Source organism: Pirellulales bacterium (assembly GCA_036499395.1).
Classification (GTDB): Bacteria; Planctomycetota; Planctomycetia; order Pirellulales; family JACPPG01; genus JACPPG01.
On sequence record DASYDW010000064.1, the window covers coordinates 49,096 to 75,944 of the forward strand.

The following is a 26,849-nucleotide window of genomic DNA, read 5'->3' on the forward strand; positions in this document are numbered from 1 at the left end:
CCCGAACGGCAATAGCGCGAGGCGCCTACCCGACGCCCGCTATCAATGCACAGCCGGAATTCTAGCCAGGCGCCAGATCGATTGATACACCCGGCACGTGCGCGATATCGGATTCACAGCCGGACAGAGCGACAAGAAAATCTCGGAAATTTCTCGGCCGTTACAACGAGCCATCGCGTCTTAGCCAGGACGGTCTGACAACGCCATACTAGGCCGCGACCGGATGGGCCGCGGTGTCGGAGCAAGAAGAGAGCATCCGGTGTTGCGCTTTTTTCGCACACAGTTCGATGCGGCGCCGCACAAACGAGCGCGCGAAGAGAAATTCTTCCGCATAGCGGCGCAGCATGCTCAGTCTCATCTGCAGATAGCTTGCGCGAATATGATATCGGGCCACACTTCCCCGCTGCAGGACCGCCATTGTCTGAGAATAGGCATCGGACGGAATCGTGCGGCTGAGGTCGCCCGCCTTTCGCAGCAAGAATCGCAGGTTCGGATCTTCGGGCGTTGCGAATTGCGTGACCAACTCGAAGCCAGCGCGCCGCGCCAAAGTTTCAAGTGTGGTCGAGGTGAAGTTGTAGATATGCCCAAAGTGCAACAACCGCTCGACCTTGGCGAACGGCGCGGCGAAGTTCGGACATTCGAGGTACAGCTGCCCGCCCGGCCGCAAAAGTTGATAAATGTGCTCCAGGGCTCGCCGCGGCGAACCGAGATGCTCGATCACGTGTACCAGCAGCACAACGTCGAACTGCGCCTCAGGCGCAACGTCAAATAAGAACCCCTTGCGCACGCGCGCGTGCAGCTTCCGCACGCCGTATTCGCAAAACCCGTGGTTGGGCTCGACCCCTTGTGCGTCGTAGCCGGCCAGCTCGAACACCTGCACGGTGCAACCGATGCCGGAACCGATCTCCAGCAGTCGGTCCCCACGGCCTAGATGGCGCGACAACCTGCCGAGTAGTAATTCGCCCTTGCGCCAGGCGCGCATCACGCGCCGCGGTGAGGGGCTGATTTCGCCGTGATACGCACGGCGATAGTCGCGCGCATAAAAATCGGCCAGTTCTGCTTCACTCGGGACGTGCGCGTGTTGCACCAATCCACAACGCGCACAAACGACCGTTTCGAGCAATCCGCCGCGCCGATCACGATAAGCAATCGGCTCGAAAAGACTTTCACCGCACAAATCGCAAGCATGCGGGTCGGCGATCAGGGGTTCCATGGCCGTGGACTTCTCCGACTCGATAACCGATTTCGGCGCAACGATCTGGCATTCGAGACCAAGCCCGTGGCGGAAAATAGGAAGACGTCCCACTTCGGTCAAGCTCGGCCGCAATAACTCAGACCAACGGAGTGGATGCTGGCAACGAATTCGTTGCATGCTGCCCCTATTTATTGCGGCCTTGAACATGGCGAAACTCGGCAAACTTTGCGGATTCCGCAATGTTTGCCGGGCAAAATTGCCGAATGGTAGGAGCAGTCGAATTCGCTCATTCCGGGAGGCTTGCTAGCACTCGCAGCAACGCTTTCCTGTACGTCAGCGAGGATCAATGATCATGCGACACTTCTTGACCATCGGGGCCGGAACCTTGGCGATTGCACTGCTAGGGCTCACCGAAAGCGCCAGTGCGCAAACGCGTCGCCCGTACGACGACTACACGCCGCCCCCATCTGTCAGCCCGTACATGAACTTAATGAACAACAATAGCGATACGACGACGGGCGTCTTCATGAACTACCAGTTGCTGGTGAAACCACAACTGGAGCAGCGGAAGTTCAACAAGCAGTCGACGGCCGCGCTGCGCGAAGTTCAACAGCAGCAACAACAGATTACTCGAAGCCGATCGCAATCGGGCGGTGACAAAAACTCGAAGTTGCGCCCGACGGGGCATATCGCCACCCGCGCCAACTACATGCACTATTACCCGGCGTTGAATCGTCAGCAGGTGCAATAAACGGTCTGAAATGCTGTGTGCTTGGCGTGGCGGCTAACCGCCGGCCAAGGCGCCGATGATCACGAAGGGCTCTGCGCCGCTGGCCACTGCTGCGGGCAGCATCGCTTCAGGCGATTCGAGCGAGAGGTCCTGATCACAGGCGAAGAATCTCACGAACGCGCGCCGCCTTCCCGTCACCTGATCGCGAATCGTCCCGCGCAGGTTGGGATACCGGGCTTCGAGCGCATCGAGCACGGCGAGCTGCGTCACATCACCAGTGACCTCTACCTGTACCTCGGCCCCCGTCTGCGCCAGGATGCGCAGCGGTGTGGGAAGTTGTACGCGGATCATGGTAGCGTCTGAACCTCGACCGAGAGCACGGGCGGCAAGTCATGCACGATCGGCGCCCAACTATCGCCGGCATTGGCCGACGCATAAACCTGGCCGCCGGTTGTGCCGAAATAAACACCGCAAGGATCGAGCGAATCGATCGACATGGCGTTGCGCAGCACGTTCACATAACAATTGCTTTGCGGTAAGCCGTTCGTCAGGGCTTCCCACTCGTTGCCGCCGCTGCGGCTGCGGTAAACCTGCAGCTTACCGTCGAGTGGAAAATGCTCGGCATCGCTCTTGATCGGAACGACGTAGATCGTCTCCGGCTCGTGGGCATGCACGTCGATCGGAAACCCAAAATCGGTCGGCAGGTTGCCGCTGACCTCGCGCCAATTATCGCCGGCATCGTCGCTGCGCATCACGTCCCAATGCTTTTGCATAAACAGCACGCCCGGCCGCGCGGGATGCATCGCCATGCGATGAACGCAATGGCCGACTTCGGCCGTGGGATTGGGAATGTATTGCGAATGCAAGCCGCGATTGATCGGCTTCCAACTCTGCCCACCGTCGTCGGTCCGAAACGCGCCGGCAGCCGAAATGGCGACGTAGATGCGTTGTGGGTCGGTTGGATCGAGGATGATCGTGTGCAGGCACATGCCCCCTGCGCCCGGCTGCCAGGAGGGGCCTGATTCGTGGCAGCGCAAGGCGGGCAACTCATGCCATGATAGCCCGCCGTCGGAGGTACGAAACAGTGCCGCGTCTTCGACACCAGCATAAACCGTGTCGGGATCGGTTAGCGAAGGCTCCAAGTGCCACACCCGGGCGAATTCCCAAGGGTGCTGCGTACCGTCGTACCACATGTGCGTGCCGGCAACGCCCTCGTAGACGAACTTATTGCCGACCGGGCTCCATGTCTTGCCACCGTCGTCCGAGCGTTGCATCGTTTGGCCGAACCAACCGCTCGATTGCGATGCGTAGAGCCGGTTCGGATCGACGGGCGAACCTTTGACGTGGTACAGCTCCCAGCCGGCGAAATGCGGTCCGCTGACGTCCCATCGTTCGCGTTTGCCGTCGGCAGTCAGGATGAAGGCGCCCTTGCGCGTGCCGACCAGGACCCGTATTGTGCTCATGTCAGGAACCTGCGTGATGTGGCAGCTCTAGTTGGGAGGCGAGTAAGCAATTGTTCGGTGGAAATTTGTCGTTGTGGACTGCTCTACTTGCGCAGCGGAACCAGTTCACGTAGCCGTGCATCACGCAACAGCAGGCCCAGCCAAACCAATACGCCGACGATGATCGCCGCGAAGAACGGCTCGCCGACGCGGACGTGCGTGGCGGTTGCCCCTCCGAGGTAGCCGGTCAACAGAATCGCCCCCAATACGGCTGTGCGCGGAAACAAGTACAGCGCCACGCAGGCGAGTTCGGTAATCCCGATTGGCACTCCAACGTTGGCGGGATAGCCGTAGGTTTCGAGCCCTTCGATTGCCTGTGGTTGCCGCGTCACTGACATGGCGCCGGTCATCAGGAACAGGAGTGAAGGCAGGATCGTCAGGACCCAGCCGGCCCAATACAGTTTTCGCGAAGCAGGCACCGCGGCTCCGGTTGCAGAAGATGACATGATGGTTGCTCCCCAGAATCAGTCGAGGGTTTGTTGATCGAAATGAGCGAAATCAGGTGCGGCAAAGAACCGCTGACCGCGCCGCCCCTGCAGCTTAGCCTTGCGGAGTCGCTTCGACGACCGCCTTCAAATCGGCCAACCCTCGTTCGAATTGATCGCCGACCATCGAGTCCATGCTGATGAACAAGCCCATCGCTTTGCCGATGAAGTTCTTCTTTCCGTCCATCGTCCAAGTGACGGTCGTTGCGTCTCCGTCTGGTTGGAAATCGAATTCGGCCACGCAAGTGTTCTTGAAGGGCTTGAGAAAATCGAGCCGCAACTGCACCAGGTCGTCCGACCGGCTGTCGGTGATCGTAGCGCTGCCGGCACCCACCTGGCTGTTGCCATCCCAGTGATAGGCCGCGCCAACGCCCGATTCGGGCCCTTCGTACGTCAGCTTCATCGCCGGATCGATCTTGCCCCACGGGTTCCACGCTTCCCAATTGTGCAGATCGTTGACCTGCGGAAATACGGCCGCCGGCGCGGCAGCGATTTTCGTCGAACGTGCGACGCGGAACGTTGACGACTGCAAAGCGACAACGATCACGAACAACACGATTACCGCTACGAAACCGATCGCAATTTTGACGAGCATCGTTGTTCCTCACCAAGAGTCGAAAGCCATCGCAATGTTTGGATAGCCGCAACAGCAGCCACATCGCCCTACTTCAACCCACATGCTATTGCCGCACAAGGACCATCCACGAAACGCCAAAGCGATCGGCCAACATGCCGAAGCGCGACGAAAAGAAGGTCTTGGTCAGCGGCATCTGCACCTGACCACCGGCGCCCAGCGCCGAGAAGACCTTTTCGGCCTCGGTATCAGAGTCCGTGGTGATCGTCAGCGCCACCCCCTGAATCACCTGTTCACCGGTGCATCGCCCGTCCGAGGCCATGATCAGTGTATCCCCAACCTTGAATTGAGCGTGCATGATCTTATCCTCGCAGCCAGGCGGGACCATGCCGGGTTGTGGCGGCTCGGTGCTATCTTTAAAGCGCAGCAGCCGCTCGATCGTGGCACCCAGAGCGCTTTCATAAAACTTGAGCGCCTCTTCGGTGCGACCATCGAGAAAAAGATAAGGCTGTACGTGCATCGCGTTGCTCCTCGTCAGGAAAACTTGTTCGTCGTTGAGTGATCGAAGCGGGTATTCGGAAGTGGGAATCGCTTTCTCTTAAACGTGTTCGGGCCGTTGCAGCACGGCATTGAAAACCACTGCCTGGATGCGCACGCGTGAATCGCTTTCGTAAAGCGCGATCAATTCGGAGTGTCGCACATCCGGGTCATGCGTCAACTCGGCCAGGTGATCGAAGAATGCCAAGGCATCATCGCTCATTTGATCCGCAGGGCCGGGCATGGCACCCCACACGTCCCAAGGCAACATCTCGTGGTTGACTAGCGCCGCGAGGTCACGCACCAGATTGCCCGCCACGAACCACGGCCCGCGCAAGTTGCCACGAAAGATGCCGAACTTTTCCGGATCCGCGACGCCCGCCCGGCACAATCGCCAGGCGTCCGCAGCGATCAGAAATCGATCTCGCGGCACATCCATGACGTCGTGCGTAATTTTCAGGGTCGATCGCCACGCCTGGTCGAATTGCGCATCGACGAGCACCCATCGCTGCTGGTCATGATGCCAGTATTCGCAAACCCAGTGATCTTCGTAATAGCCTGGATTGAAATAGGTCCCAAACCCACAACGAGCGCGGGCCGGAATTCCCTTGTGACGCAGCAGCGCAACAAGCAGCAGAGAAAAGTGCCGACAAACGCCCAGCAATCGGAAATCAGCAGCACGCGGCACGTCGAGCGGTCGGCCATCCAATTCGAGAATACGATCCAGAAGCTGAGCAACCGGGCGTAAATGCGATTCAACGCGCCGCGCGTCAGGGATCGTAACTCCATAGGCTGACGTAAAGAACTCGTGAATCATCAACCCCTGCACGATCCGCGTCAGGCTTGGCACGTCGACCGGCAAGGCAGCGCAGCTCGATTCGTGCCTATCGAGCGCTGTAAAAGGAGCCGTTTGCGTATAGAAATCCAAGATCGTATCTGATTGGATTTGCGTCATCGTCAACAGGACTTGTTCTTCGAGAGCAGTTTGGTCCGAGGTCGATTGAAAACCGACGTAAGGACGGTTAGCGCTGTACACGGCTTTCGGCCGCGCGGCGGATTTGCGAAAGCTCGTGAGCCCAGCCGCCGGGCATCCCATCGCGATGCTCGGCGATGATGGCCCCAATCGCCCGATGGCTCATCGCCAATCGCGTCAGCTTGCCTTCGGCGGTCAGACGATATTGCACGTGGTTGATCGCCGGGTAGGACATGCATAGCGGTCCGCAGATTTCGAGTAGCACCGGCGGCTTGATAACTTGCACATGCCCCCAAAAATGTCCCGCATTGTTACCCAGATCGCGAAACCAGCGACCACCAGGCCAGGGCTCGAGCTTCATTGCCAGTGGTGCGCCTGAGCCGACTTCCATGTGTGGGCCCAAATGCTCAAGCAGCGTCTCGAAGACAACGTCGATCGGCGCGGCAATCTGCTCGTGCCTGATGATTTCCAAAGTCTGCACGGCGTCGGCGGTTGTATCGAGCACGTTTAATCCTCCGGATCGCGTTGAGATTTAGGGACTTGCGCCGACGACGAGGACCGGGCCTGCGCCTTTCGTTCGGCGTGCGCCTTGATGCGACTGAGCTGATGCGTCCAAAACTGCTCGTAAGTTTTTACCCAGTCATGCACAGGTTTGAGCTCCTTCGGATTGAGTTGATACAAGCGCTGTTGCCCTTGCTTGCTCACCGAAACAATGCCCACCTTGCGAAGCACACCCAAATGCTTCGAGACCGTGGGCTGCGGCATCCCCAGTGCGTCGACCAATTCGCCGACGGCATAAATCCGCCCGCCGGCCAGGACATCAATGATTTTTCGTCGCCGCGGCTCGGCGATCGCGTTAAATACGTCGGTCGTGGTTGCTGCTCTTGCCATGCTTGAAGTGTATTCCTATATCGGAATACGTCAATGCCGCGGACCAGGATTTTGCGGGAATCGAAGAATTGCGATTTCGTGCCCGCTCCCTCGCCAATATGGTCCTGCATCACGCGCGAAGCTTAACCGCGTGGCCCAATAAGCTAGCGGCGCAAACGCTCTTTTGCTTTGTACTTGCGTTCTGGACCGGAACGCGTCGGGAATCGTCTATGCGCGGACCGTGGCGAAGACTAAGCTTCCTGCCCCGCATGACTCGCCTCGGCGAGCCGAATCCGCCGTCTCATGCCCAAGGAGTCGCTATGCGACCCTCTGCTCGTTTCCGCCCCGTCGGCTGGTTATTCGCACGGCTTATCGCAGATGCGATCCGCGTGGCAGCGATACTTGCCACGGCATCACCGGCGTTCGCCGAGCAAGCACAGCCCGTTGCCGATGCGCAGTCATCCGCCCGCACGGGACTCGACGAGTTGCTCGCCAAGCGCAAGGAACTGGCCGCACAGATCGCGGCGCTCGGCAAGCGCGATCCTGGCGCCACGGCCGGCACCGACTCACTTGACGTTTCCACGATCGAGGACGAGCTGGAGTTCCTGGAAACGTTGGACGGCGTTTACGGCGAACAGCAATCCCGGCTCGAACAACGGCAAGAACTGCTATTCGAAAAGCAACGGGCCAATGACGACCTGGAAGCGCTGCGGAAGTTCGGGCCTACGAAAGCCAAGCCGTATTCGTTTCTGTTATTGGAAGAATTGCGCGACGATTTGGCCGCCGAGGACGACCACGAAGAAGTCAACGGCGCTGATCTGAAGACAGCCGCGCAAATGAAGGAAGCGACACAGGCCCAATACGACAAGGCCGAGCGCGAACGCCGCCGCATTCAGCAGGCGCTCAATGATAATAAACATAAGGAACGACAAGCGGGCCTGACAACCGATTTGAAGCTGGCGCAGCGAGAAAGTCAGATAGCCAAGGAACTGATTGCGGTAAGACAACTCGAGGCCGACGTGCGTACGCTAAGGCACGATATCGGAACGTTGCGCAAGACCCTGCTTACCGAAAAGATCGAACTGGTCGGCCGCGACGTGCGTTTCGGCAAGCAAGATCTACAGGATCGATTGAAAGAACTGACGGCCGCCGAAACCGACTTAAACGCCAGGTTGAAGGAGGTCCGCGGTCAGCGCCGACAGACTGAGCAACAAGAGGCCGCCGCGGTCAAGCAGTTGCGCGAACGTAAGTCGGCGCAAGTGACGATCGATTGGGCCGCCCAATCGTGGCACGCCGCCCGCGACTCCCAACAGATCGAAATGTCGCTACTGAATGAAGAAATCAGCGACACCCGGCGTTTCCGGTATTATTGGGAATGCCGATTCGCGGCCGAGACCGGCACGGCCACACCGGCCGAGGTGGCCGAATGGCGCGAGACCCTCAATGGCCTGGTCAGCGAGTTGCGCGACCGACAACGTTCGCTGCAACAACTGGTCGAAACCACGCGGCTCGAGCAAGGAAAGGTCTCGCAACGCATGCGCGACAACGAGGACGCCGAGCTGAAAAAGTGGGGTGACTTTCAATGCGAACGATGGCAAGAAGTTCGCGAAACCTGCGAAACGCACCTCGTCCGGCTCAAGGTTAACGAGCGCTGGGCACGGCGATTTCTTGGCGAACTCGATGCCCGGCTCGATTCACCGCAAGTCTCATGGCTGCAGGTTGCCGCCGAGCATTTCACCGCGGCCTGGTATTACGAAGTGGTCATGGTCAACGACCGGCCGATCACGGTGGGCAAGATCGTGACGCTCGTTTGTTGCTTGTTTTTCAGCGTGGCCTGTGCGCGGCTTTTAAGCCGCTTGCTGGGGCGACACGTCTTGCCACGTTTGGGCCTAAACGAGGGGGCCTCACACGCGGTCCGCTCGATGGCCTTTTATTCGTTGGCGGTGCTGTTCGGCGTTTTGTCGTTTCAGGTCGTGCATATCCCTTTGTCGGCCTTTACCTTTCTCGGCGGCGCCGTGGCGATCGCGGTTGGGTTTGGCAGCCAGGATATCGCCAATAATTTCATGAGTGGAATCATTCTGCTGGCCGAACAGCCGATTCGCGTCGGCGACATCATCATGGTCGACAGCGTACAAGGCACGGTTGATCACATCGGCCCGCGCAGTACGCGCATCAAAACCGACGCGAATCACGAGTTGGTGGTACCCAACAGCAAATTGCTGTCCGACAAGGTCACGAACCTGACCCTGTCGGACTGCCTGGTGCAAACGACGGTCGTGGTAACGTTGCCGTTGAAGATGACGGTCAAAGAGGCCAAGGGCGTGTTGCTGGCGGCGGCCCTGTCGCAGCCTTCGGTCCTGCGCAGTCCGTACCCCATCGTGTTACTCAAGCAATTTGGCTCGACGTCGATGGACTTCGAGCTGCATTTCTGGCTGCAACTGCATAACGAGATGCACGTCGCGCTGGCGCAAAGCGACGTCCGCGAGGCAATCAACGAGCTGTGCCAAGAGCATGACACGCAGGCCGCGATTGCGAACGCGCCAGCCAGTGGGCTGTCGCCACTCTCCAGCCGTGCCAATGCCGCGTAATATCTTAAGAGGGAACGAAACCCTCAGAAGGTCGGCGTCGCCAGGGCCGGATCGATCTCGGGCGAGTTCGCCGCACTCTGCCCTGCAGCCGGCACCTGCGGCTTGTGGGCAAGCCCCATCTGCATTTCGACCATCGTGCGATAACGGCCACTGCTGGCCATCAGCTCGGCATGCGTGCCGCGCTCGACGATTTGCCCGTCCACAAGTAGGACGATCAAGTCGGCATGCACGATCGTGCTCAGGCGGTGGGCGATCACGAAGCTGGTGCGCCCGCGCAATAGCGTGCTCAAGCTCTGTTGGATGAGCCGCTCGCTTTCGGTGTCGAGGTTGCTCGTGGCTTCGTCCAGCAAGAAGATCTTGGGATCCGCCAGGACGGCGCGGGCGATCGCCAGCCGTTGCCGCTGGCCGCCGCTGAGCTTGACGCCGCGTTCCCCAATCAGGGTATCGTAACCATCGGGCAAGCTGCTGATGAAGTCGTGGGCGTTAGCGATACGCGCCGCCGCTTCGATCTGCTCGGGCGTTACGTCGCGACCGGCATAGCCGATGTTAGCCGCGATCGTCCCGTCGAATAAGAAAATATCTTGCTCCACCACGCCCAGCAGCCGGCGGTAGCTGTCGACATTGATCTTGCGCAGGTCGACTCCGTCGAGAGTTACAGATCCGCTCGTGGGATCATAGAACCGCGCCACGAGATTACAGAGCGTCGTCTTGCCGGCGCCACTAGGACCGACCAGGGCGATCATTTGTCCCGGCTTCGCCTCGAGAGTGACGTCACGCAAGACGTGCTGATTGCTGCCGGGATATTGAAAGCCGACGTCGCGCAGTTGTATGTGGCCTGCCACCGTGTCGCGGTGGACGTCGATCGCCCCCGGCAGCGATGGCATCTCGCGCGGCTCTTCCAGCAGGTCGAAGACGCGATCCAGACCGGCCAGATTGTTTTGCAGCGTCGTGGCGCTTTCGGCCAGCACTGCCAACGGCTCGAGCAGCATGACCAGATAAACGAGGAACATCATCAAGTCGCCGACCGAAAGCGTGCCGGAGAGAACCTGCGACCCTCCATAGATCAGCAACAGTGCCGACGCCGCCGGAATCAGCACAGCCCACACCATTTCCACGCCGCGCGACCACCACCAGGCCAACAGCTCGTGCCGTGCCATCAAATTGCCACCGCGGGTAAAGCGCCCGGCCTCGCTACGGCCGCGGCCAAAAGCGCGCACTACGCGCATGCCGCCGAAGGCTTCGGTGGCATGGCTGTCGATCTCTTGGCGTTGCCGGCGAATCTCGCGGAATTGCGGTCGGATGCGGCCGATCCAAGTGCGATGCGTAAAGAAGACCGTCGGGATGACCACGAGCGAACCCAATAGCAGCCGCCAGTCCACCCAGGCCAGCACCGCCAGGCTGGCCAGCAACTGAATCACGGCCCGCCAGGGGTTGTAGATCATGCTGAATACCAGTTCGCCCACACCGCCGGCATCCTCGCGCAGAATGCTTGCCACGCCCCCTGATTTCAACGTATAGACGCGATGCAGCGGCAACCGCACGGCATGTTCGAAGACGCGTTTGCGCAGGCTGATCTGCAGGCGTTTGACTGTTACCGTCGCCAGATACCGCCCCCACGTGCTCACGATGACCGACAGCAGCGACACCACGAATACTCCGCCGGCCAATATCGCCAAAAGCGGCGTGCCCGTGGTTGGCAAGTTCCAGTGCTCGGCCAACGGCAACGGCTTGCCCGGGAAGACGTAATCGACCACCAGCTTCGTGGCCGCGGGCGGAATCAGTTTCAAGAGCGTAGAAATCGTGAGCGTGGCCAGTGCAATCGCGAGCGCCGCGCGATGCCCCGTCACGAGAAAGAAAAAACGCCGCACCAACAACCAGGCCGAACGATTCGAACGGCCCACCGGACTGCGATTCCCGTGCTTCCCGTGCGCAACTGCCTCGCCATGTCCCGTCTCGCGCACTTGCCGGCGATAGTTGGAGAAACGCGAGCGACTGGTACTGTTCCGCATTTTCATAAGAGCATTAATTCCTGAGTCGGCGCTGCGAGGAGTTCCCGGCGCCACGGCCTGGCGAGCTCCCATCCTACGGTCGTAATTGTAGCGCAATCACAGGGCGGCGGCGTGCGCGAAATGGGAATGGGCCGGTAAATCGCGACTGCCGTGCTGCGGGCCAAAGGTTCGTCGGCAGCGGACTCTTGGGTGGGTTAGTCCTGTTTTTCGGCCGTCGCGACTTTTTTCTGGATGCAATAGAGCGCGTGTTCGCCGCGGATCAGCAACTGATCCCCGGCGATGGCCGGGGTGGCCAAAAACATTTCGTCCTCGCCTAATGCGTTCACGCGTATCAGTTCGTACGTCGGCCCGGACTTGATGACGAAGGTATCGCCGTATTCGCTCAGACAGAAGACCTGTCCATTGGCGGCCCAGGGCGAAGCCGTGAACGCCCGGCCATTAGGCAAGCGCTTCTTCTCGTACATCGTCTTCCCACTCTGCGCGTCATAACAAGAGAGGATGCCGAGGTCTGTCACCGCGTAGATGTAATCCTGATAGTAGAGCAGCGACGGATTGTACGGCGCGGCTTTGCGCAGCGACCAGGCTACGAAGGCGTTGCTTGTCGCGTCGGGCGGCAGGGTAATATCTCCCATGGCGCCTGAACGTACGGCCAGAATCGGCCGCGACTTGCTCAGCACGTGTCCCGAGGCCAGGTAGAGCAAGTTCGGGCCTGCCAGCGGCGACGGAATCGAGTGGGCCGACACGTCGTTCAGATGCCACAATGGCTTGCCATCCAGATCATAGGAGCGGATAACTCCGCTGCCCGAGACCACGATCTCGGTCCGCATGGGATTGTGCCATACGAAGGGAGTCGACCAGCAACTCTTCTCGGCACGGGCGACGCGCCAATTCTCGGCTCCGGTTTTCCGATCGAGAGCGATCAGGAACGAGTCATCCTCATTGTCATTGAGGATAAAAACATTGTCGCCATGCAGTATTGGCGAGCTGCCCGTCCCCATGCCATCGGCCGTCTTATAGCTGCCGAGCGTTCGCGACCAAAGTGGCTCGCCCGTGACGCTGTAACAGAAAACGCCCAGATTACCGAAGTAGGCGTACACGCGTTCGCCGTCGGTGACCGGGGTCTCGGAAGCGTACGTATTCTTCAGATGGACCGATTGCGGTGGTACCCCTTGATGCGCGACGTGCTGCCACAGGATACGGCCATCGCTTAAATCGACACAGACGACGCGCCATTGCTGCACAGTCTTGGGCGCCTCGTGCTGATCGCCGCCGAAGTAGATTCCTCGCTTGCGCTCGACCTGGTCATCGTCGCTGGTGACGCTGGTCAGGAAGACGCGATTGCCCCACACGATAGGACACGACCAGCCGCGACCGGGAATCGCAGTTTTCCAGGCAATGCTTTCGCTCGCGCTCCACGCTTCAGGCAGGCGTGGATCGTCAACAACCCCTTGCGCAGCCGGGCCGCGGAACTGTGGCCAGTTGTCCCCGGCAACGAGCGCGCCTGGCGCAAACGAGAGCAGCACCAGGGCCCATAGCGCGTATTTTAAAAGTGAATGCATAGGAGAGTCTCGTAGACGTTAGTCTATGCGATGAGGCGCGCCGGACAAAGACAGCGGCGTGGGCCGCTCAGAGACTGAGGGCGCTTTTGCTAATGGGTAGTTCGACCCAAATGCGAGTCCCGGAACCGGGTTCACTGCGCACATCCGCGCGCCCACCAAACAGGCGAGCCCGCTCGACAAGGCCACGCAGGCCGAAGCGTCCCTCGGGCACCGCCGCGCGGTCGAAACCGACGCCGTCGTCGACAATCGTCAAGATCACCCGCTCGTCGACCTGCGCCAGATCCACATGCACGTGCGCAGCCTTGCTATGCCGCCGGGCATTGGTCAGCGATTCTTGCACGATGCGGAACAAGGCCCCTTCCAAGAGCGGCGGCAGGCGCGTAAAGCGAACGTCGTGCGCAAAAGTCATTTGCGGCCCCGAGTCGGCCTGTTTCTCGTTGATCAAGTATTCGATCGCGACCAGGATCCCTTTGTCATCGATGACCATGGGTCGCAGATTCGAAATCATGCGTCGCCCTTCGCCGATAGCCTTACGCAGCGCCGCTTCGATCTTGTCAAGACGCTCTATCGAGCAGGGATTCTCCGGCGGCAAGCCAGGGCGGAGTGACTCGAGCAGCATTTTCGCGCCGACCAGATCCTGAATGAACCCGTCGTGGATTTCGCAGGCCAGCAAGTGCCGCTCGCGCTCCTGTAAATCGAGCAGCCGTTTGAGTAACTTCCTTTCCATGCGCAGGCTGTCTTCCACATTGCGTTGATCGGTGATGTCCTCGGCGATGCCGGCGATACGCGATATCTGGCCGTCGGCGCCGAACGAGGCGAACGCGCGGTCGCGAATCCAACGCAACGAGCCGTCGGGGCGGGTGATACGATATTCGGCCTGAAAACCCCCGGAAGCCAGGCCCGCCGCGAACGCACGTTCGACGCGCGGTCGATCCTCGGGATAGACGGCGTCGAACCAGCCGAATAGGCCGTCGTACAATTCGGTCGCCGCCCGCCCCCAAACTCGCTGATAGGCGTTCGTGACGTAGAGTACCCGGCTTTTGTCGGCGTCCATCAACCAAAACACTTCGCGTACATTCTCGGCCAATTGTCGAAAACGTAGCTCGCTCTCGCGCAGCGCTTCTTCCACGCGCCGCACCTTCGTGACATCGCCGCAAATCGCGAGCGCCAAAGCCGTCTTTTGCCGCGGCAAGGGAATTACGCGGATCGCGCGCACCGACCCGTCGATCCAGCGCGACTCGAACTGGTCGGCCTGTCCCAACTGGCAAACGGTGTGCAAAACGTCGCGGCAGCGCGCATGGCCCGAAGGAGCTAGAAAATCGAAAATCGTGCAACCTTCGTCGTCATCGTCGCCGGCCAGCATGGAGAGTTCACGATTGCAATAATGCACCCGCCCGGTGCCATCGACGGCGAGAATCGTGTCCTCGCCATGCAATGTCAATGCGTCGAGCATGGCTTGCAAATCGGGGCGCGCCCGGGCCGGACCTTGATCCGGATTTATTGCGTCACGCGAAGGTGTTTTGTTCAACATGGAGGGTATCTCTACCGCGGTGCCTGGCCGCCGCTGGTGCCAACGCTATTCCTTCATCGTCGCCTGTTTTAATAATTGTCGGGCCTCGTCGACCAGCAGATCCCGCTCCAGCAGCTCGCGTTGCGTGGCGCGCCATGGTGACGAATCATCAAACGTCGGCACCGGTTCGGCTTCGGCTTTTTCCAGCCACGCCTGCGCTGCCGCCATATCACCTAAGTGGGAATGTGCCATGCTCACGACCGCGAAATCGGCGCAGCGCGCTGTCCAACCGGGAGTCTCGAACAATTCTTCGTACAGAGTCTTCGCCTGTTGATAATGGCCCGCACGCAGCAGTGCTATGGCCAGCATGCGCTGAAAGGTGATCTTCTTGCTATTTCCTTCCAGAGCGCGCTGCGCAAGCCCCACAAAATCGTACGAACCCGACGCCGTGTCGGGAGTAATCACGCAAGTCCACACGATGGCACGCAGTAGTTCTGGCGATGCGTCAGGAGCAAAATCCTTTACTAATCGCTGGCAGATCGCACGGTAATCTTCCTGCAATCCTTGCGCAAGCGCCACACGCGCTGCATCGAGCCACATCTCGGCAATAGCTGGATCGGCGGGACTGGCAACGACCGACTTCCGACTGATGGCTTCGGTCAGCGCGGACTGCGCCGCATTCCAGTTGCCTGACATTTCCTCGGCGAGCGCCGTTTTTTCCAGCAGCGACGTCAAGTACGCATTAGATTCCTCGCCGGGGGGAATGCGCCGGGCACCCGCTAGCTCTTCTCGACACAGTTGGGCTGCATCGGCAAAACGCTTGTCGGTTTGCAACAGAGTCAGCAAATCCTGCAGGGTGTATTCGCGATTGCTCAGATTCGAATTCTCGTACCGGAAAATATCGAGCGCTTCGCGCAGCGTCGCTTCGGCTTCTGCTCGATCGTCGATCAACAATAAGGGCTCGGCCATGCGGACTTTCGTCAGGCCGACCGCGCGATGGCGATCATTGTAAATTTGCCGACAGAGATCGATCGTGTCGCGATGCACGGCCAACGCTTCGTCGTATCGCCCCGTGCTGATGAGCGCATCGGCCCACATGTATCGCGGCCAGATTAGTACCGGATGCCGGTCGCCAGCCGCTTTGCGAATACGTTCGATGCCGGCCTCGATCGTCGCCACTGCGACGCGGCCGCTACCGACCCGGCACTGCACGTAGGACCGAAGCATCAGTAACAGGCCAGCGCCGATATCCGAACCCCCATTTTCGGTCAGCACCTGGTTGGCTTCGGCCAGCAGTGCCGCCGCGTGCATCGGCTTGGCTTCTACTTCGTAGCGCAGCATCGCCAACCCGATCAGTGCAAAGCCGTAGCGCGTCGGCGAGACGTTTTCGCGACGATGGAATTGCAGCACTTCCTCCATCAATGGCAAGGCTGCCTGCTTTTCCGCGGTCGTGCTGTGGCCGCTGGTGACGGCCAGCCAGGCCAGGTTGAACTTGGTGCGGATCGTGTCGGGATCGTCGGCGCCCAGTCGGCGCAAGCGGATCGCCAGCGCCCGCTCGAGCAAATTCCTCGTGGCGCTAAAATCGAAATTCGCGAAACGCAACGTGGCCAGATCGTGCAAGCTTTCGGCCGTTTCCAGGCTGTCCGGTCCGGTCAACTCTTCGCGAATCCGCAGGCTGCGTTCCAGCAACGGCTGCGCCTCACGCAGTTTGCCCATCGTCACGTACACGCTGCCGATCACGGCCATCAGCTTGGCCTGAACCGCGGGTTGATCTTTCAAGTCGGTCCGCAGCGATTCGGTTCCTTGCCGCAGAATGTCAGCGGCCGAAAGCTCAGTCGCGTGGGTTACCTGAGATTGAAAGCGGACTCCCTCCAAACCGATCGGGTCAGCCGAGCGAAACATTCCTTCCAAGAAATTCGCGACACCGCGGGCCGTGTCGGACTCGCTCTGAGCGCGTAGCGCGAATTCCTCGACGCGCTGAGCCTCGCGCTGCGCTTCGGCTGTCGCTTCTTGTTCGCGGTGGCGCGCCCGATCGATGCGCACGGCGGCCACGGTCGAAATCGCGGCAATCGATGTTAACAGGATCAGCACCATTGCCGTCAGCGCAGCGATGCGCGGATTCCGGCGTGCCCACCGCACGAGGCGTTCGACGCGAGTCACGCACCGTGCGTGGATCGGCTCGCCCGCCAGGTACCGTCGCAGGTCGTCTGCCAAAGCCTGGGCCGACGCGTATCGTCGGCCGGGGCTTTTCTCCAGGCATTTCAAGCAGATGGCATCCATGTCGACATTGATGCTGGAGCGCCAATGGCTGGGCGGGGGCGGATCCTCGCTGAGAATGCGCTGCATGCATTCGGCGTCCGACGTGCCAACGAAAGGCCGCTTTCCGGTCACGGCTTCGTAGAGAAGCGCGCCCAGGCCGTAAACGTCGGTCGCCGGGCCAATGTCGGCCATGCGCCCCTCGACTTGCTCCGGCGCCATGTAGCCAGGCGTGCCGAGCGCGACGCCGGTCAGCGTATCGGTGCCGGCCGTACCTTCCAGTTTCGCGAGCCCGAAATCGGCGAGCTTCGGAACGAACGGCAGATCAGCCAACGTACCAGGCGCCCCCGCCACGCAGCCGGCTTCGGGCTCGAGCAATACATTGCTTGGCTTGATGTCGCGATGCAGCACGCCTTGCGAATGAGCGTATTGCATGGCGTCAGCCAAAGGCGCCACCAGGTGAGCCGCCTGAATGGGCGACAGCGGTTCGCGTCGCTGCTGCAACCATGTCGCCAGGCTAGGACCCGTGCAGAAGGCCGACGCGATGTAGCCGATCGATCCGACCTCGCCGACTTCGTAGACGGAAACCAGATTGGGATGTGTCAGTCGCGCCGCGGCCTGCGCTTCGCGCGCGAACCGGCGGCGCAGATTGCTCGAGACCAGCGCCTCGCCCCGGGGAATCTTCAGGGCAACTTGACGCTTTAACACCGAATCAAATGCCAAGAGTACGACGCCGTGCCCACCGATCCCCAGTTCGCGCTGGATGATGAATCGCCCGAGCCGCTGAGGCGTTTTCCCCTGGTGTTGCAACGTCGAAAGCAGGTCTTCCAGTCGGGCGGCCGTCGTTGGTCCGGCGGCATCGGCGGGATAGCCCGACAACTCGATCGGATCGTCTCGTTCCTGGCCGATCGTGGCCATGAGTTCCAGCAGGTGCTTGCCGCGGACCAACTGATCCTTGAACTCAGCGGCAACGTCCGTGGCCTCGTGAGTCTCGTCCGTGGTCGGCGTCCCATCGGCGAGCGCTTGCTGATACTCGACGAGGTGGCCGATCACCCGCTCTTCGTCGGGGCTCAGGTCTGGCAGATCGTCGGCACGTTCCATACTTCCGGCCTGCTGATCTTGGGAATGTTCGTCTCAGATGCACGAGCACCGAAATGGGTGAGCAAGAAAAGCGGCGGCCATCCCACAACGGAGCGTGCCAGCGCACGTAATCCAGCGCGTGGTTCGCGGTTCACGTGACGGTCGCTGCAGCGGAAAAGGCCGCAAGATATTGAACGCCGACCGCGCGATGCGCTGTCGAGAAAAACGCACGAGAACTCTCCCCAATCCCGAACTGTGTCCCTGCGCACCGCAAGTGAAAGTATCCCCGCGGCGCTGTGCGAAAGCAAGCATTTTGACCACGACGCGCTGCCATCCACACGGTGATCTCCGGGCGGTGCGCATAACCCAAAGGGAGGGCAGCAGCTCGATGCTTTGCGATTTGCCAGTGCAGGCCGAATCGCCGAGGACGCAGTCGCCGAGCAGGTGGCATTCTATGCCGCTACGGCACTAGCCTTTCGACTCGCGGCGCTGTCGCAAGATATTTGGGCCGGCATAGCGGGCTCGACTGCCGAGCTCGTCTTCGATGCGCAGCAACTGGTTGTACTTGGCCAGTCGTTCGCCGCGGCAAGGAGCGCCGGCCTTGATCTGACCTGCCCCGGTGGCGACAGCCAGGTCGGCCATGAAAACGTCGGGCGTTTCGCCCGAGCGGTGGCTGATGATGGTGGCGTACTCTCCTTCTTGGGCATCGTTGATCGCGGTGAGGGTCTCGGTCACGGTGCCGATTTGGTTGAGTTTGACGAGTACGGCATTTCCGACCCCCTCGGCGATTCCACGGCGAATGATCGCGGGATTGGTCACGAAGACATCGTCCCCCACCAGTTGGGCACGGCTCCCCAATTCTTTCGTAAGTGCTTGCCAGCCGGACCAGTCATCCTCGGCAAGCGGATCCTCGATCGACCACAACGGATAGTTGTCGAGCCAATTGGCGTACAGGCGAATCATCTCGTCGGTCGTTTTGCGAGCGCCCCCCGATTTCTTGAAGACATAGGCGCCATCCTTGTAGAGCTCGCTGGCCGCACAATCGAGCGCCAACAGCACGTCCTCACCAGGACGGAGACCGATTTTTTCGATGGCCGCCAACAACAAGTCGAGCGCCTGCTCGTGCGACTTCAAGTTCGGCGCAAAGCCCCCTTCGTCGCCCACGGCCGTCGAGTGTCCTTGTTCTTTCAAGAGCGCCTTCAAAGAGTGGTAGACCTCGACGCCCATTCGCAACGCTTCGCGAAAACTGGGGGCCGCGACTGGCGCGATCATGAACTCCTGGAAGTCGATACTATTGTCGGCGTGCGCGCCACCGTTAAGGACGTTGAAAAGTGGCACCGGCAGCAGGTGCGCATTGAAGCCCCCCAGGTAACGATAGAGCGGGATGCCGGCGCTGGCGCTCGAAGCCTGGGCCACGGCCATCGAGACGCCGAGGATCGCATTGGCGCCCAGGCGGCTCTTGTTTTTTGTGCCGTCCAATTCACACAACCGACGGTCGACGTCCTCCTGCGTGATGGCGTCGAACATGTGAAAGGCCGGACTGATCGTTTCGTTGACGTTGCGCATGGCCTTGGTGACGCCCAGGCCACGGAAGCGTTCAGGATCACCGTCGCGCAGCTCGACGGCTTCGCGCGCACCGGTCGAAGCCCCCGAGGGGACCGACGCACGCCCGCGCGCACCATCGTCCAACGACACGTCGACTTCGAGGGTGGGATTGCCGCGCGAATCGAGAACTTCACGGGCACGCACCGACATCACCCAGGCCATCCGTCGAACTCCTTCCGCAAGGCACAGCGCCGTTGCAAGCCAAATCACTGAAGGTCCTTAACAGGCATGCCCACGAAGCGCGCCTGTTTGACCACGGCCCCGAACCGCAAGCTTTGCGTCAGCCTATCGCCCCCGATCATGAGAGATCGTCGTAGGCTGAAAACGTTGTTGTTCCGCCCAGGCCCTGCAAAGTCAATGGGGGTTGTGAAATCATAGGTCGCGGTCGACGCGATCGGGGCTTTAATAATCGCGGTCGTACCGTGGCGGGCTGCGTTGGCCACGGCTACCATAGGGGCCGCATCGGCGGCGGGCGCGAGAAAATCTCCTTGGCGGACCAGCGGCATGGACCAGGCGAAGCTTCATGATCCGGACGCGCTGGACGACGCCAATATCGCCGACCCACCCCATAACCTGTGGTCCGCCTTTCGCAAAATTGGTCCCGGAATCATCTTGGCCGGCAGCATCATCGGCTCGGGCGAGCTGTTACTGACGACAGCGCTGGGAGCCACTTACGGCTTCGTCTTTCTGTGGCTGATTCTTTTCAGCTGCGTGATCAAGGTCTTCGTACAGATCGAATTGGGACGCTATTCGCTGTCGTCCGGCTTGCCCACCCTGACCGCACTAAACGCCCTACCGGGCCCACGCCTGGGCGCACATTGGCTCGTCTGGTGGTGGTTCATCATGTTGCTGATCACCGTGTTCCAATTAGGAGCTATGGTGGGGGGAGTGGGCCAGGCGTTGAACCTCGCCTTTCCGCAAGTGGCGTCCAACTTGGCCGCCGCATGCGAGTCGTGGGCACCGCTGCTGGCGGACACGATTCGTGATAAGCCTGAGCATCCTTGGGCGGTGCTGACGGCGCTAGCTGCCGTCGTGCTGTTGCTCAGTGGTGGTTACAAGCGCGTGGAGCGTGTAACAACCGTGCTGGTCGCCGCCGTAACTCTGATCACGGTGGCCTGCGTGGCGCTGCTGCCGGGTATGGGATATCCCGTCGGCATGGACGATATTCGCGAGGGATTCTCGCTCGAAATCTTGGCGCTGCCGGCCGTGGCCATCGCGGCGGCCTTTAGCACGTTCGGCATCACGGGCGTGGGAGCATCCGAGCTATACGCCTACCCGTACTGGTGCCTGGAAAAGGGATACGCCCGTTTCACCGGTCGCTGCTCGCCGTCGCCTGACTGGGCACGCCGCGCGCACGGCTGGATGCGCGTCATGTATTTGGACGCCTGGTTCAGCATGGTCATCTTCACCGTGGCGACAGTGTCGTTTTACTTGCTGGGGGCGACCGTATTACACCGGCAAGGGCTGGTGCCCGAAAAGTCGCAGATGATCGAAACGCTGTCCAGCATGTACGTGCCGGCTTTCGGCGCCTGGACAAAGACCGTGTTCTTGATCGGCGTGTGGGCCGTGTTGTTCAAGACGTTGTACGTCGCCTCGGCGTCGAACAGTCGCTTGACGGCTGATTTCTTCGGCCTGGCAAAGCTAGTGACCTACACGTGCGACGCCGATCGGGACCGCTGGATACGCCGCTGCTGCATCGCTTATCCCATGGTGGGCATGATCTTGTATCTATGGTGGCGCGATCCCAAGGGAATGGTGATCCTTGGCGGCTTCGTTCAGGCAGCGACGCTACCAATCATCACGGCCGCCACGCTTTATCTACGCTACAAGCGCACGGATCGCCGATTGGCCCCGTCAAAGCGGTGGGACGCGTGCCTATGGTTCGCCTTCGTCACGATCGCGGCTGTGGCGGCGTACGCAGTGCCGTACTGGGCGATCTACGATTTCTGGCCGGCCGTGTCAGGTTGGTTTGCGGCAGCCGGCTAAAAAAACCGGCGGTCTAACAACGAAGAGAAGTCGTCCGCAGATTTCACAGATCGCGCAGATTTCGCAGAACAAATGCGGGGCCGGTTGCAACTATTCCCTCTTTGGCTCGATCTGCGTTCATTTGCGCAATCTGCGACTGTATCTCTGTTCTCTTCAGGCTACTGCGGCGGCTATGTCTTGTAATAGATATCGATGACTTGCCGCAGCATGTCGTGAACGATCGTCTTGTCAGGAATCGCCGCGGCCATGCCGTAGATGGGGGCCATGCCTCCGTCGGCACCGGGGTTGGCGCGGACGTGCTCGACCGATTCCTTAAGGTCCTTCACGAACCGTTCGGCCACGCCCGGTTGCGCGTGGCGTAACGTTGTGCTGACATGGATCGCGGCCGGATGTTGCAGGCCCGTTAGTGCCCATTTGCGATGCGACATCTGGTCGAGCACTTCGTACATGTTCAATTCGTCCGAACCGAACGAGAACACTGCGAAAGTTTCGCCCAACAGCTTGAGCTCGGGGATTTCCTCGATCCCCTTTTTCATGACGGCCACGGCATCGAGAATCGCCTTGGCGCCGGCCAGGTAGTTCGACTCGCCCATGGTCACTAACGACGCCCAGCATGCGGCGCTGAGGCCGCCGGGACGGCTACCGGAAAACGTCGGCGAGTAATACAGCCCGCCCGGCCAGTCCGCGATCGTAAAGAATTGATAATGCCGGAGGTCGCGACCGCGATACAGCACCACGGACGTCCCTTTCGCGGCATAACCATACTTATGCGTATCGCACGACATGCTCGTAACGCCGGGCAGGCGGAAATCGAAGACCGGGACCGGATAGCCAAGCTTTTCGGCCCAGGGGAGAAAGTAACCTCCCAGGCAGGCATCGACGTGGCAGCCGACGCCGTGGCTCAAGGCCAGCGCCGAGATCTCGTCGATCTTGTCGATTGTGCCGTAGGGAAAGTTGGGCGCCGACGCGACGAGCGCGATCGTGTTTTTGTTAATCGCGGCGGCCATGGCGTCGACATCCGCGCGGAACTGATCGTCCAACGGCGTCGCGACCAGCTTCAAATTGAAATACTGTGCCGATTTGTAAAACGCCGCGTGCGCAGAGCGGGGCACAACAATCTCAGGCTCGGTAATGCCGCGCTTATCACGGGCCCAATCTCGGTAAGCCTTCATCGCCAGTTGGATGCTCTCCGAGCCTCCGGAGCTGACCGACCCGCAAACGCCGTTCTCGGAATCGAACGGTTCGCCCGTCGCTTCGGCCGAAAGCATATGGGCCGTCATCGAAACGATTTCGGCTTCGAATTTCGCGGCGCTGGGCCATAGGTCGGAGTGCAATTGATTGGCTTGCGATTGCGTGGCATAAACACGGTTCATGAACTCAATGTGCGAGTCGTCGCCGTGGTAGACCGAGCCCGAAGCGTAGCCTTCGCGCCAGCGACCGGCTTCGATGGCTTGCAGCTTTTCCATGATCGCCAGCACTTTTTCATGTGGCAGGCCCGTGGCCGGCAACTGATTCACGGCCGGAAATTGCTCCCGGTAGGGGTGCATCATTTCATCGAGCGGCTGCAGCAGGCCCAGTTCCTCGGCAAGATTTGACACGCGAGTATCTCCCAATTTCGAGTGAAAAGGCCGGCCAAGAATTCCGGCGCGAATAACTTTTCGATGGTTTCGAATATCTCAGGCAGTGGATTAAGTCGGTCCGTTTAAACGGCGGAACAGCGATTTGTTGGCTCGATACGCTTGCACAAATTCTCCGACCATACGGTCGTAAACGGCACGGTTTTCCAATCGCGGTTTGAACGTCTTGTTGGACTTCACGATGCTCGGAACTTCGTCGATCTGCAATCGCCCCAACGCAATCAGGGCCAGGTAGGCCGCGCCACGCACGATGGCGTGATTCGGCTGGTCGATCTGACGAATGGGGCGATCGAACACGTCGGCCAGAATCTGGCACCACAAGTCGGACTGGGCGCCGCCGCCGCTGAACTTCAACTCGGCATAGCGTCGTCCGATGAATTTCTCTTGTGCCGCCAGCAGCCAGTTGAGATTGTACGCCACCCCTTCGAGCACCGCACGCAAGGCCTCGGCCCGGCCGGTGCGCAGCGTTTGATTCAAGAATCCGCCACGCATGAAGGCATCCCCCGTCGGTGGGCCTGCGCCATTAACCCACGGCAGGAAAATCAGTCCGTCGCTACCGGCCGGCGCCTGCGCGGCCAACTGTAACGCATGCTGGTAACGATCGAAGCCCGGCGCAGGCTGCAGGTTTTCGTCATTGGCGAAAAACCAACGCTCGACGAACAGTTCCAGGCATTTTCCGGCCGGCCCCTGCTCGGCCACGATCAGGTTCCGTCCAGGAATCGCGGCCGGCATCGTCCCCATGTAAGAGCCGATGCTGGTCTTCTTGAACGGAATGTGGCATGTCAGCCACGAAGACGTGCCAATGCACAGATGGCCGTCGAAATCATGCACAGCACCCGAGCCCACCGCCGCGGCCGAGGTATCGCCGCAACCAACGACGACCTGCACATGCCGACCAAGCCCCCATTCGTCCGCCACGGTCGGAAGAATTGTTCCGAGCACCGAGGTGACGGGCACGAGGTCCGGCATCTTTGCGCGATCGACATCACTCCACGCCAACAGGCGCGGATCGTAATCGACCTTGGCTAAGTCGCGATTGTCGGTCAGCAAGTAAGGAAAAATCGTGGCTTGCGTCGCCGCCATGCGACCTGTTAAACGCATGCCGAGATAATCACTTGGCTCGAGCAGGGCGTGGGTCTGTCGATAAACTTCCGGGCAGCCGTGTTTGATGAAGAGCACATGCGCGAGCGCGTCATTGCCGGAATGTGTAGGCACGCCGCCAGTGCGGCTCAGCCAGCGCGCAAGCTTGCGCGCTCCATAGCCGGCCACCTTGATCAAACCGCCGGTCACGGCGCGCGTATACGGGGCGCCGCGCGAGTCCATCCAATGCACGGCCCGCATCAGAGGTTTTCCGTCCCGATCCACCGGCACGGTGACCGACCACTGACCTGTGCAGGTAATGCCGATCACATCTTCAACCGCCGGTTGCGCGGTCTTTAGAACCTGGCGAACGCCATCGGTACAGGCGCGCCACCAATCGGCCGGATCCTGTTCGGCCCCGCCACCGGGAAGAAAAAATGTCTCGACTCGCTCGCGCGCGTGGGCGACCATTTCTCCGTTGTCTGCCACCAAGGCGACCTTGGGACCGCTTGAGCCAAGATCGATCGCCACGACAAATTGACGCCGGTCGCTACGGGGCACAGTAGGTTCCTCGCCACACCGTGCGATAACGCCAAAGAATGCATCGCGCCGGCCAGATAGATGAGAACCCTCGCATCGTAGGTAGGGCAAAATCGGGCGTCAAATCGGATCGCCGCAAACCGCGACTCCGCCGCCGAGCCCTGCCCGGCTTCACTCGCCTGCCCATAGCCAACCGGCCCTCGAAAAGCGAAAATACTGGTCTACACCGCATACCATGGCGGGCTAAGATGTGAAGCGGCGTTTGACGGCGGTAGAAGGATTTGTGTAATGCAGAGTGCAGAAAATCAGGCGGGCGCGACCTGTGATGTCGTGATCCGCAACGGCCAGTTTTTCGACGGCGCCAACTCGCCGGCCCAGACGGCCGACGTGGCGATCGCCGATGGCAAGGTGCGGGCCGTGGGCACGCAATTGCCGTTGACCGGCCGGCGCGAGATCGATGCCCGCGGCCAATGGGTGATGCCCGGCATGCTGGACATCCATACCCATTACGATGCCGAGGTCGAGGCGATGCCTGGCCTGGAGGAGTCGGTACGCCACGGCGTGACGACGGTCGTCATGGGCAATTGCTCGTTGTCGGCGGCCCTGGGCGAGACGAAGGACATTCTCGATCTATTTTGCCGCGTCGAAAGTTTGCCTCGCGACGTACTGTCACGTTGGCTGGGAGATTCGATCCCGTGGAACGGCGTGCGCGAGTATTACCAGCACCTGGATCAATTGCCGCTGGGACCGAATGTGGCCTCGCTGCTGGGGCACTCGAACGTCCGTGCCCACGTGATGGGAATGGAGCGGAGCCTGAGCGTCGCCAAGGCCGAACCGCAAGAAGTTCGCCAGATGCAAAAGCTCGTCGAGGAAGCGATCGACGAAGGCTACGTCGGCCTTTCGATCGATATGCTCCCTTGGCATCGCTTGGATGGCGAACCGTTCCGCGGAATTTCCGTGCCATCGCAACATGCGCATCCCAGCGAATATCGCAGTCTGGCCGAGCCGGTGCGCGCCAGCGATCGCGTGCTGCAGGCCACGCCCAATGCGTTGACCAAGAGCACGGTCGCCACGCTAGGGATGCTCAGCACCGGAATTGGTCGCAAGCCGCTGCGTACGACGATCGTGGCCGCGATGGATGTGAAAACCAATCGTGCGATTTACAAGATCGCCACGATCGGCGGCACGGTTTTGAACAAATTTTTCCGCGCTAATATCCGCTGGCAGGCCCTGGCCGAACCATTTTTGAACTACTGCGACGGCGTCCACACGCCGCTCTTCGAGGAATTTCCGACCGGCGTCAACGCGATCAGCGCCACCAGCGCGGATCGTAAGCAGATGTTCGCGGACGCCAGCTACCGCCGCGATTTCCGTCGCGATTGGGAAAGCTCGAAGGCACGCGTGTTTCACCGCGACCTGGCCGATATGTGGATCGTTTCGTCACCAGTGCCAGGCCAGGAAGGCAAGTCGTTCGACGAATTGGCCCGCGCCGCCGGCAAGGAACCGCTCGAATACTTCATGGACCTGATTGCCGAACACGATTCGGCGGTCCGCTGGAAGACGGTCGTCACGAACGATCGGGCCGCGCCGCGGCAATTCATTTTTGCCCACGATACGACGCTGCCAGGCTTCAACGATTCAGGCGCCCACGCTCGCAACATGGCCTTCCAGGACGGCGGTCTGCAGATGTTGCAGCAGGTACTGCTGAACCCGCAGTTGATGTCGATCGAAAAGGCGATTCACAAGCTCACGGGCCAATCGGCCGAATGGTTGGGGATCGACGCGGGATTTCTGCGCCCGGGCGCCCGGGCGGACGTCGTGGTGGTCGACCCGCAGAAGCTGCGCACCGGTCTGGGTGCGCCGATTGAACATTACGACGATCGGCTACACGGCGCGATGCGGATGGTCAAACGCTCGGACGGCGTGGTGCGGCAAGTCCTGGTCGGCGGGCGAGTGGCCTTCGAGGACGCACAGTTCGTTCCGGAATTCGGTCGCGAACGATTTGGCCGGCTGTTACGCTCGCAGCGTTAAGCCGCTGCATAGGGCCGCGGGTCGTTCCGACGCTCACCACAACCACGAATTACACGACCAAGAGACGACGAGGCGGGGATGCCGCTCGCTCTCTTGGTTTGC

General features: G+C 60.5%; 20 protein-coding genes. 4 read left to right on the plus strand and 16 right to left on the minus strand.

The genetic code is table 11. The annotated features are described in order from the left end of the window. Positions 1–208 precede the first annotated feature (208 nt). Complete coding sequence (locus VGN12_11410) at positions 209–1,213, minus strand: class I SAM-dependent methyltransferase (GenBank protein HEY4310050.1); 1,005 nt, start codon at positions 1,211–1,213, stop codon at positions 209–211. Positions 1,214–1,547: 334 nt separating this feature from the next. Here VGN12_11410 and VGN12_11415 point away from each other — a divergent pair, with 334 nt between their 5' ends. Beyond that, the gene (locus VGN12_11415; protein ID HEY4310051.1) at positions 1,548–1,946 is read left to right on the plus strand and encodes a hypothetical protein; all 399 of its coding nucleotides are present in this window, start codon (positions 1,548–1,550) and stop codon (positions 1,944–1,946) included. 33 nt (positions 1,947–1,979) lie between these two features. Here VGN12_11415 and VGN12_11420 read toward each other — a convergent pair whose 3' ends face one another. The 8 genes from VGN12_11420 to VGN12_11455 all read right to left on the minus strand — a co-directional run bounded on the left by VGN12_11420 (position 1,980) and on the right by VGN12_11455 (position 6,887). Continuing rightward, positions 1,980–2,276, minus strand: a complete 297-nt coding sequence (locus VGN12_11420) for a MoaD/ThiS family protein (protein HEY4310052.1) — start codon at positions 2,274–2,276, stop codon at positions 1,980–1,982. Beyond that, the gene (locus tag VGN12_11425; protein HEY4310053.1) at positions 2,273–3,388 is read right to left on the minus strand and encodes an exo-alpha-sialidase; all 1,116 of its coding nucleotides are present in this window, start codon (positions 3,386–3,388) and stop codon (positions 2,273–2,275) included. The genes VGN12_11420 and VGN12_11425 overlap by 4 nt, the downstream gene beginning before the upstream one ends. Before the next feature lie 83 nt (positions 3,389–3,471). Further along, positions 3,472–3,873 carry a DoxX family protein gene (locus VGN12_11430; GenBank protein ID HEY4310054.1) on the minus strand — a complete coding sequence of 134 codons (402 nt, stop codon included), beginning with the start codon at positions 3,871–3,873 and terminating at the stop codon, positions 3,472–3,474. 94 nt (positions 3,874–3,967) lie between these two features. Continuing rightward, positions 3,968–4,507, minus strand: coding sequence for an SRPBCC family protein (locus tag VGN12_11435; GenBank protein HEY4310055.1), 540 nt, complete (start codon positions 4,505–4,507; stop codon positions 3,968–3,970). Between the two features lie 85 nt (positions 4,508–4,592). After that, positions 4,593–5,006: a VOC family protein gene (locus tag VGN12_11440; protein ID HEY4310056.1), complete on the minus strand. Its 414-nt coding sequence runs from the start codon at positions 5,004–5,006 to the stop codon at positions 4,593–4,595. 78 nt (positions 5,007–5,084) lie between these two features. Beyond that, on the minus strand, positions 5,085–6,059 hold the full coding sequence (locus VGN12_11445) for a transglutaminase-like domain-containing protein (protein ID HEY4310057.1): 975 nt from the start codon (positions 6,057–6,059) through the stop codon (positions 5,085–5,087). Continuing rightward, on the minus strand, positions 6,046–6,501 hold the full coding sequence (locus VGN12_11450) for an SRPBCC domain-containing protein (GenBank protein HEY4310058.1): 456 nt from the start codon (positions 6,499–6,501) through the stop codon (positions 6,046–6,048). Before VGN12_11450 ends, VGN12_11445 begins: the two co-directional genes overlap by 14 nt. Before the next feature lie 2 nt (positions 6,502–6,503). Beyond that, positions 6,504–6,887: a metalloregulator ArsR/SmtB family transcription factor gene (locus tag VGN12_11455; protein ID HEY4310059.1), complete on the minus strand. Its 384-nt coding sequence runs from the start codon at positions 6,885–6,887 to the stop codon at positions 6,504–6,506. 299 nt (positions 6,888–7,186) lie between these two features. On the opposite strand from VGN12_11455, the gene VGN12_11460 reads away from it, so the two are divergent. Then, positions 7,187–9,454: a mechanosensitive ion channel domain-containing protein gene (locus VGN12_11460; GenBank protein HEY4310060.1), complete on the plus strand. Its 2,268-nt coding sequence runs from the start codon at positions 7,187–7,189 to the stop codon at positions 9,452–9,454. A 23-nt stretch (positions 9,455–9,477) separates the two neighbouring features. Here the strand turns inward: VGN12_11460 and VGN12_11465 are convergent, their stop codons facing one another. The 5 genes from VGN12_11465 to eno all read right to left on the minus strand — a co-directional run bounded on the left by VGN12_11465 (position 9,478) and on the right by eno (position 19,635). Beyond that, positions 9,478–11,469, minus strand: a complete 1,992-nt coding sequence (locus VGN12_11465) for an ABC transporter ATP-binding protein (GenBank protein ID HEY4310061.1) — start codon at positions 11,467–11,469, stop codon at positions 9,478–9,480. 188 nt (positions 11,470–11,657) lie between these two features. Next, positions 11,658–13,022, minus strand: coding sequence for a PQQ-binding-like beta-propeller repeat protein (locus VGN12_11470; GenBank protein HEY4310062.1), 1,365 nt, complete (start codon positions 13,020–13,022; stop codon positions 11,658–11,660). 67 nt (positions 13,023–13,089) lie between these two features. Continuing rightward, positions 13,090–14,553 carry a PAS domain-containing protein gene (locus tag VGN12_11475; GenBank protein HEY4310063.1) on the minus strand — a complete coding sequence of 488 codons (1,464 nt, stop codon included), beginning with the start codon at positions 14,551–14,553 and terminating at the stop codon, positions 13,090–13,092. A gap of 45 nt (positions 14,554–14,598) precedes the next feature. Next, positions 14,599–17,889, minus strand: coding sequence for a tetratricopeptide repeat protein (locus tag VGN12_11480; GenBank protein ID HEY4310064.1), 3,291 nt, complete (start codon positions 17,887–17,889; stop codon positions 14,599–14,601). A gap of 447 nt (positions 17,890–18,336) precedes the next feature. Then, positions 18,337–19,635 carry a phosphopyruvate hydratase gene (gene eno, locus VGN12_11485; protein ID HEY4310065.1) on the minus strand — a complete coding sequence of 433 codons (1,299 nt, stop codon included), beginning with the start codon at positions 19,633–19,635 and terminating at the stop codon, positions 18,337–18,339. 342 nt (positions 19,636–19,977) lie between these two features. Between eno and VGN12_11490 the strand changes: the two genes are divergently transcribed. Further along, positions 19,978–21,459: an Nramp family divalent metal transporter gene (locus tag VGN12_11490; GenBank protein ID HEY4310066.1), complete on the plus strand. Its 1,482-nt coding sequence runs from the start codon at positions 19,978–19,980 to the stop codon at positions 21,457–21,459. 170 nt (positions 21,460–21,629) lie between these two features. Here the strand turns inward: VGN12_11490 and VGN12_11495 are convergent, their stop codons facing one another. Together VGN12_11495 and VGN12_11500 are read right to left on the minus strand one after the other, a co-directional pair. After that, positions 21,630–23,057, minus strand: coding sequence for an aminotransferase class V-fold PLP-dependent enzyme (locus VGN12_11495; protein ID HEY4310067.1), 1,428 nt, complete (start codon positions 23,055–23,057; stop codon positions 21,630–21,632). Positions 23,058–23,147: 90 nt separating this feature from the next. Further along, positions 23,148–24,737, minus strand: coding sequence for an FGGY-family carbohydrate kinase (locus tag VGN12_11500; GenBank protein ID HEY4310068.1), 1,590 nt, complete (start codon positions 24,735–24,737; stop codon positions 23,148–23,150). Between the two features lie 267 nt (positions 24,738–25,004). Here VGN12_11500 and VGN12_11505 point away from each other — a divergent pair, with 267 nt between their 5' ends. Continuing rightward, the gene (locus VGN12_11505; GenBank protein ID HEY4310069.1) at positions 25,005–26,747 is read left to right on the plus strand and encodes an amidohydrolase family protein; all 1,743 of its coding nucleotides are present in this window, start codon (positions 25,005–25,007) and stop codon (positions 26,745–26,747) included. The last annotated feature ends 102 nt before the right edge of the window (positions 26,748–26,849 follow it).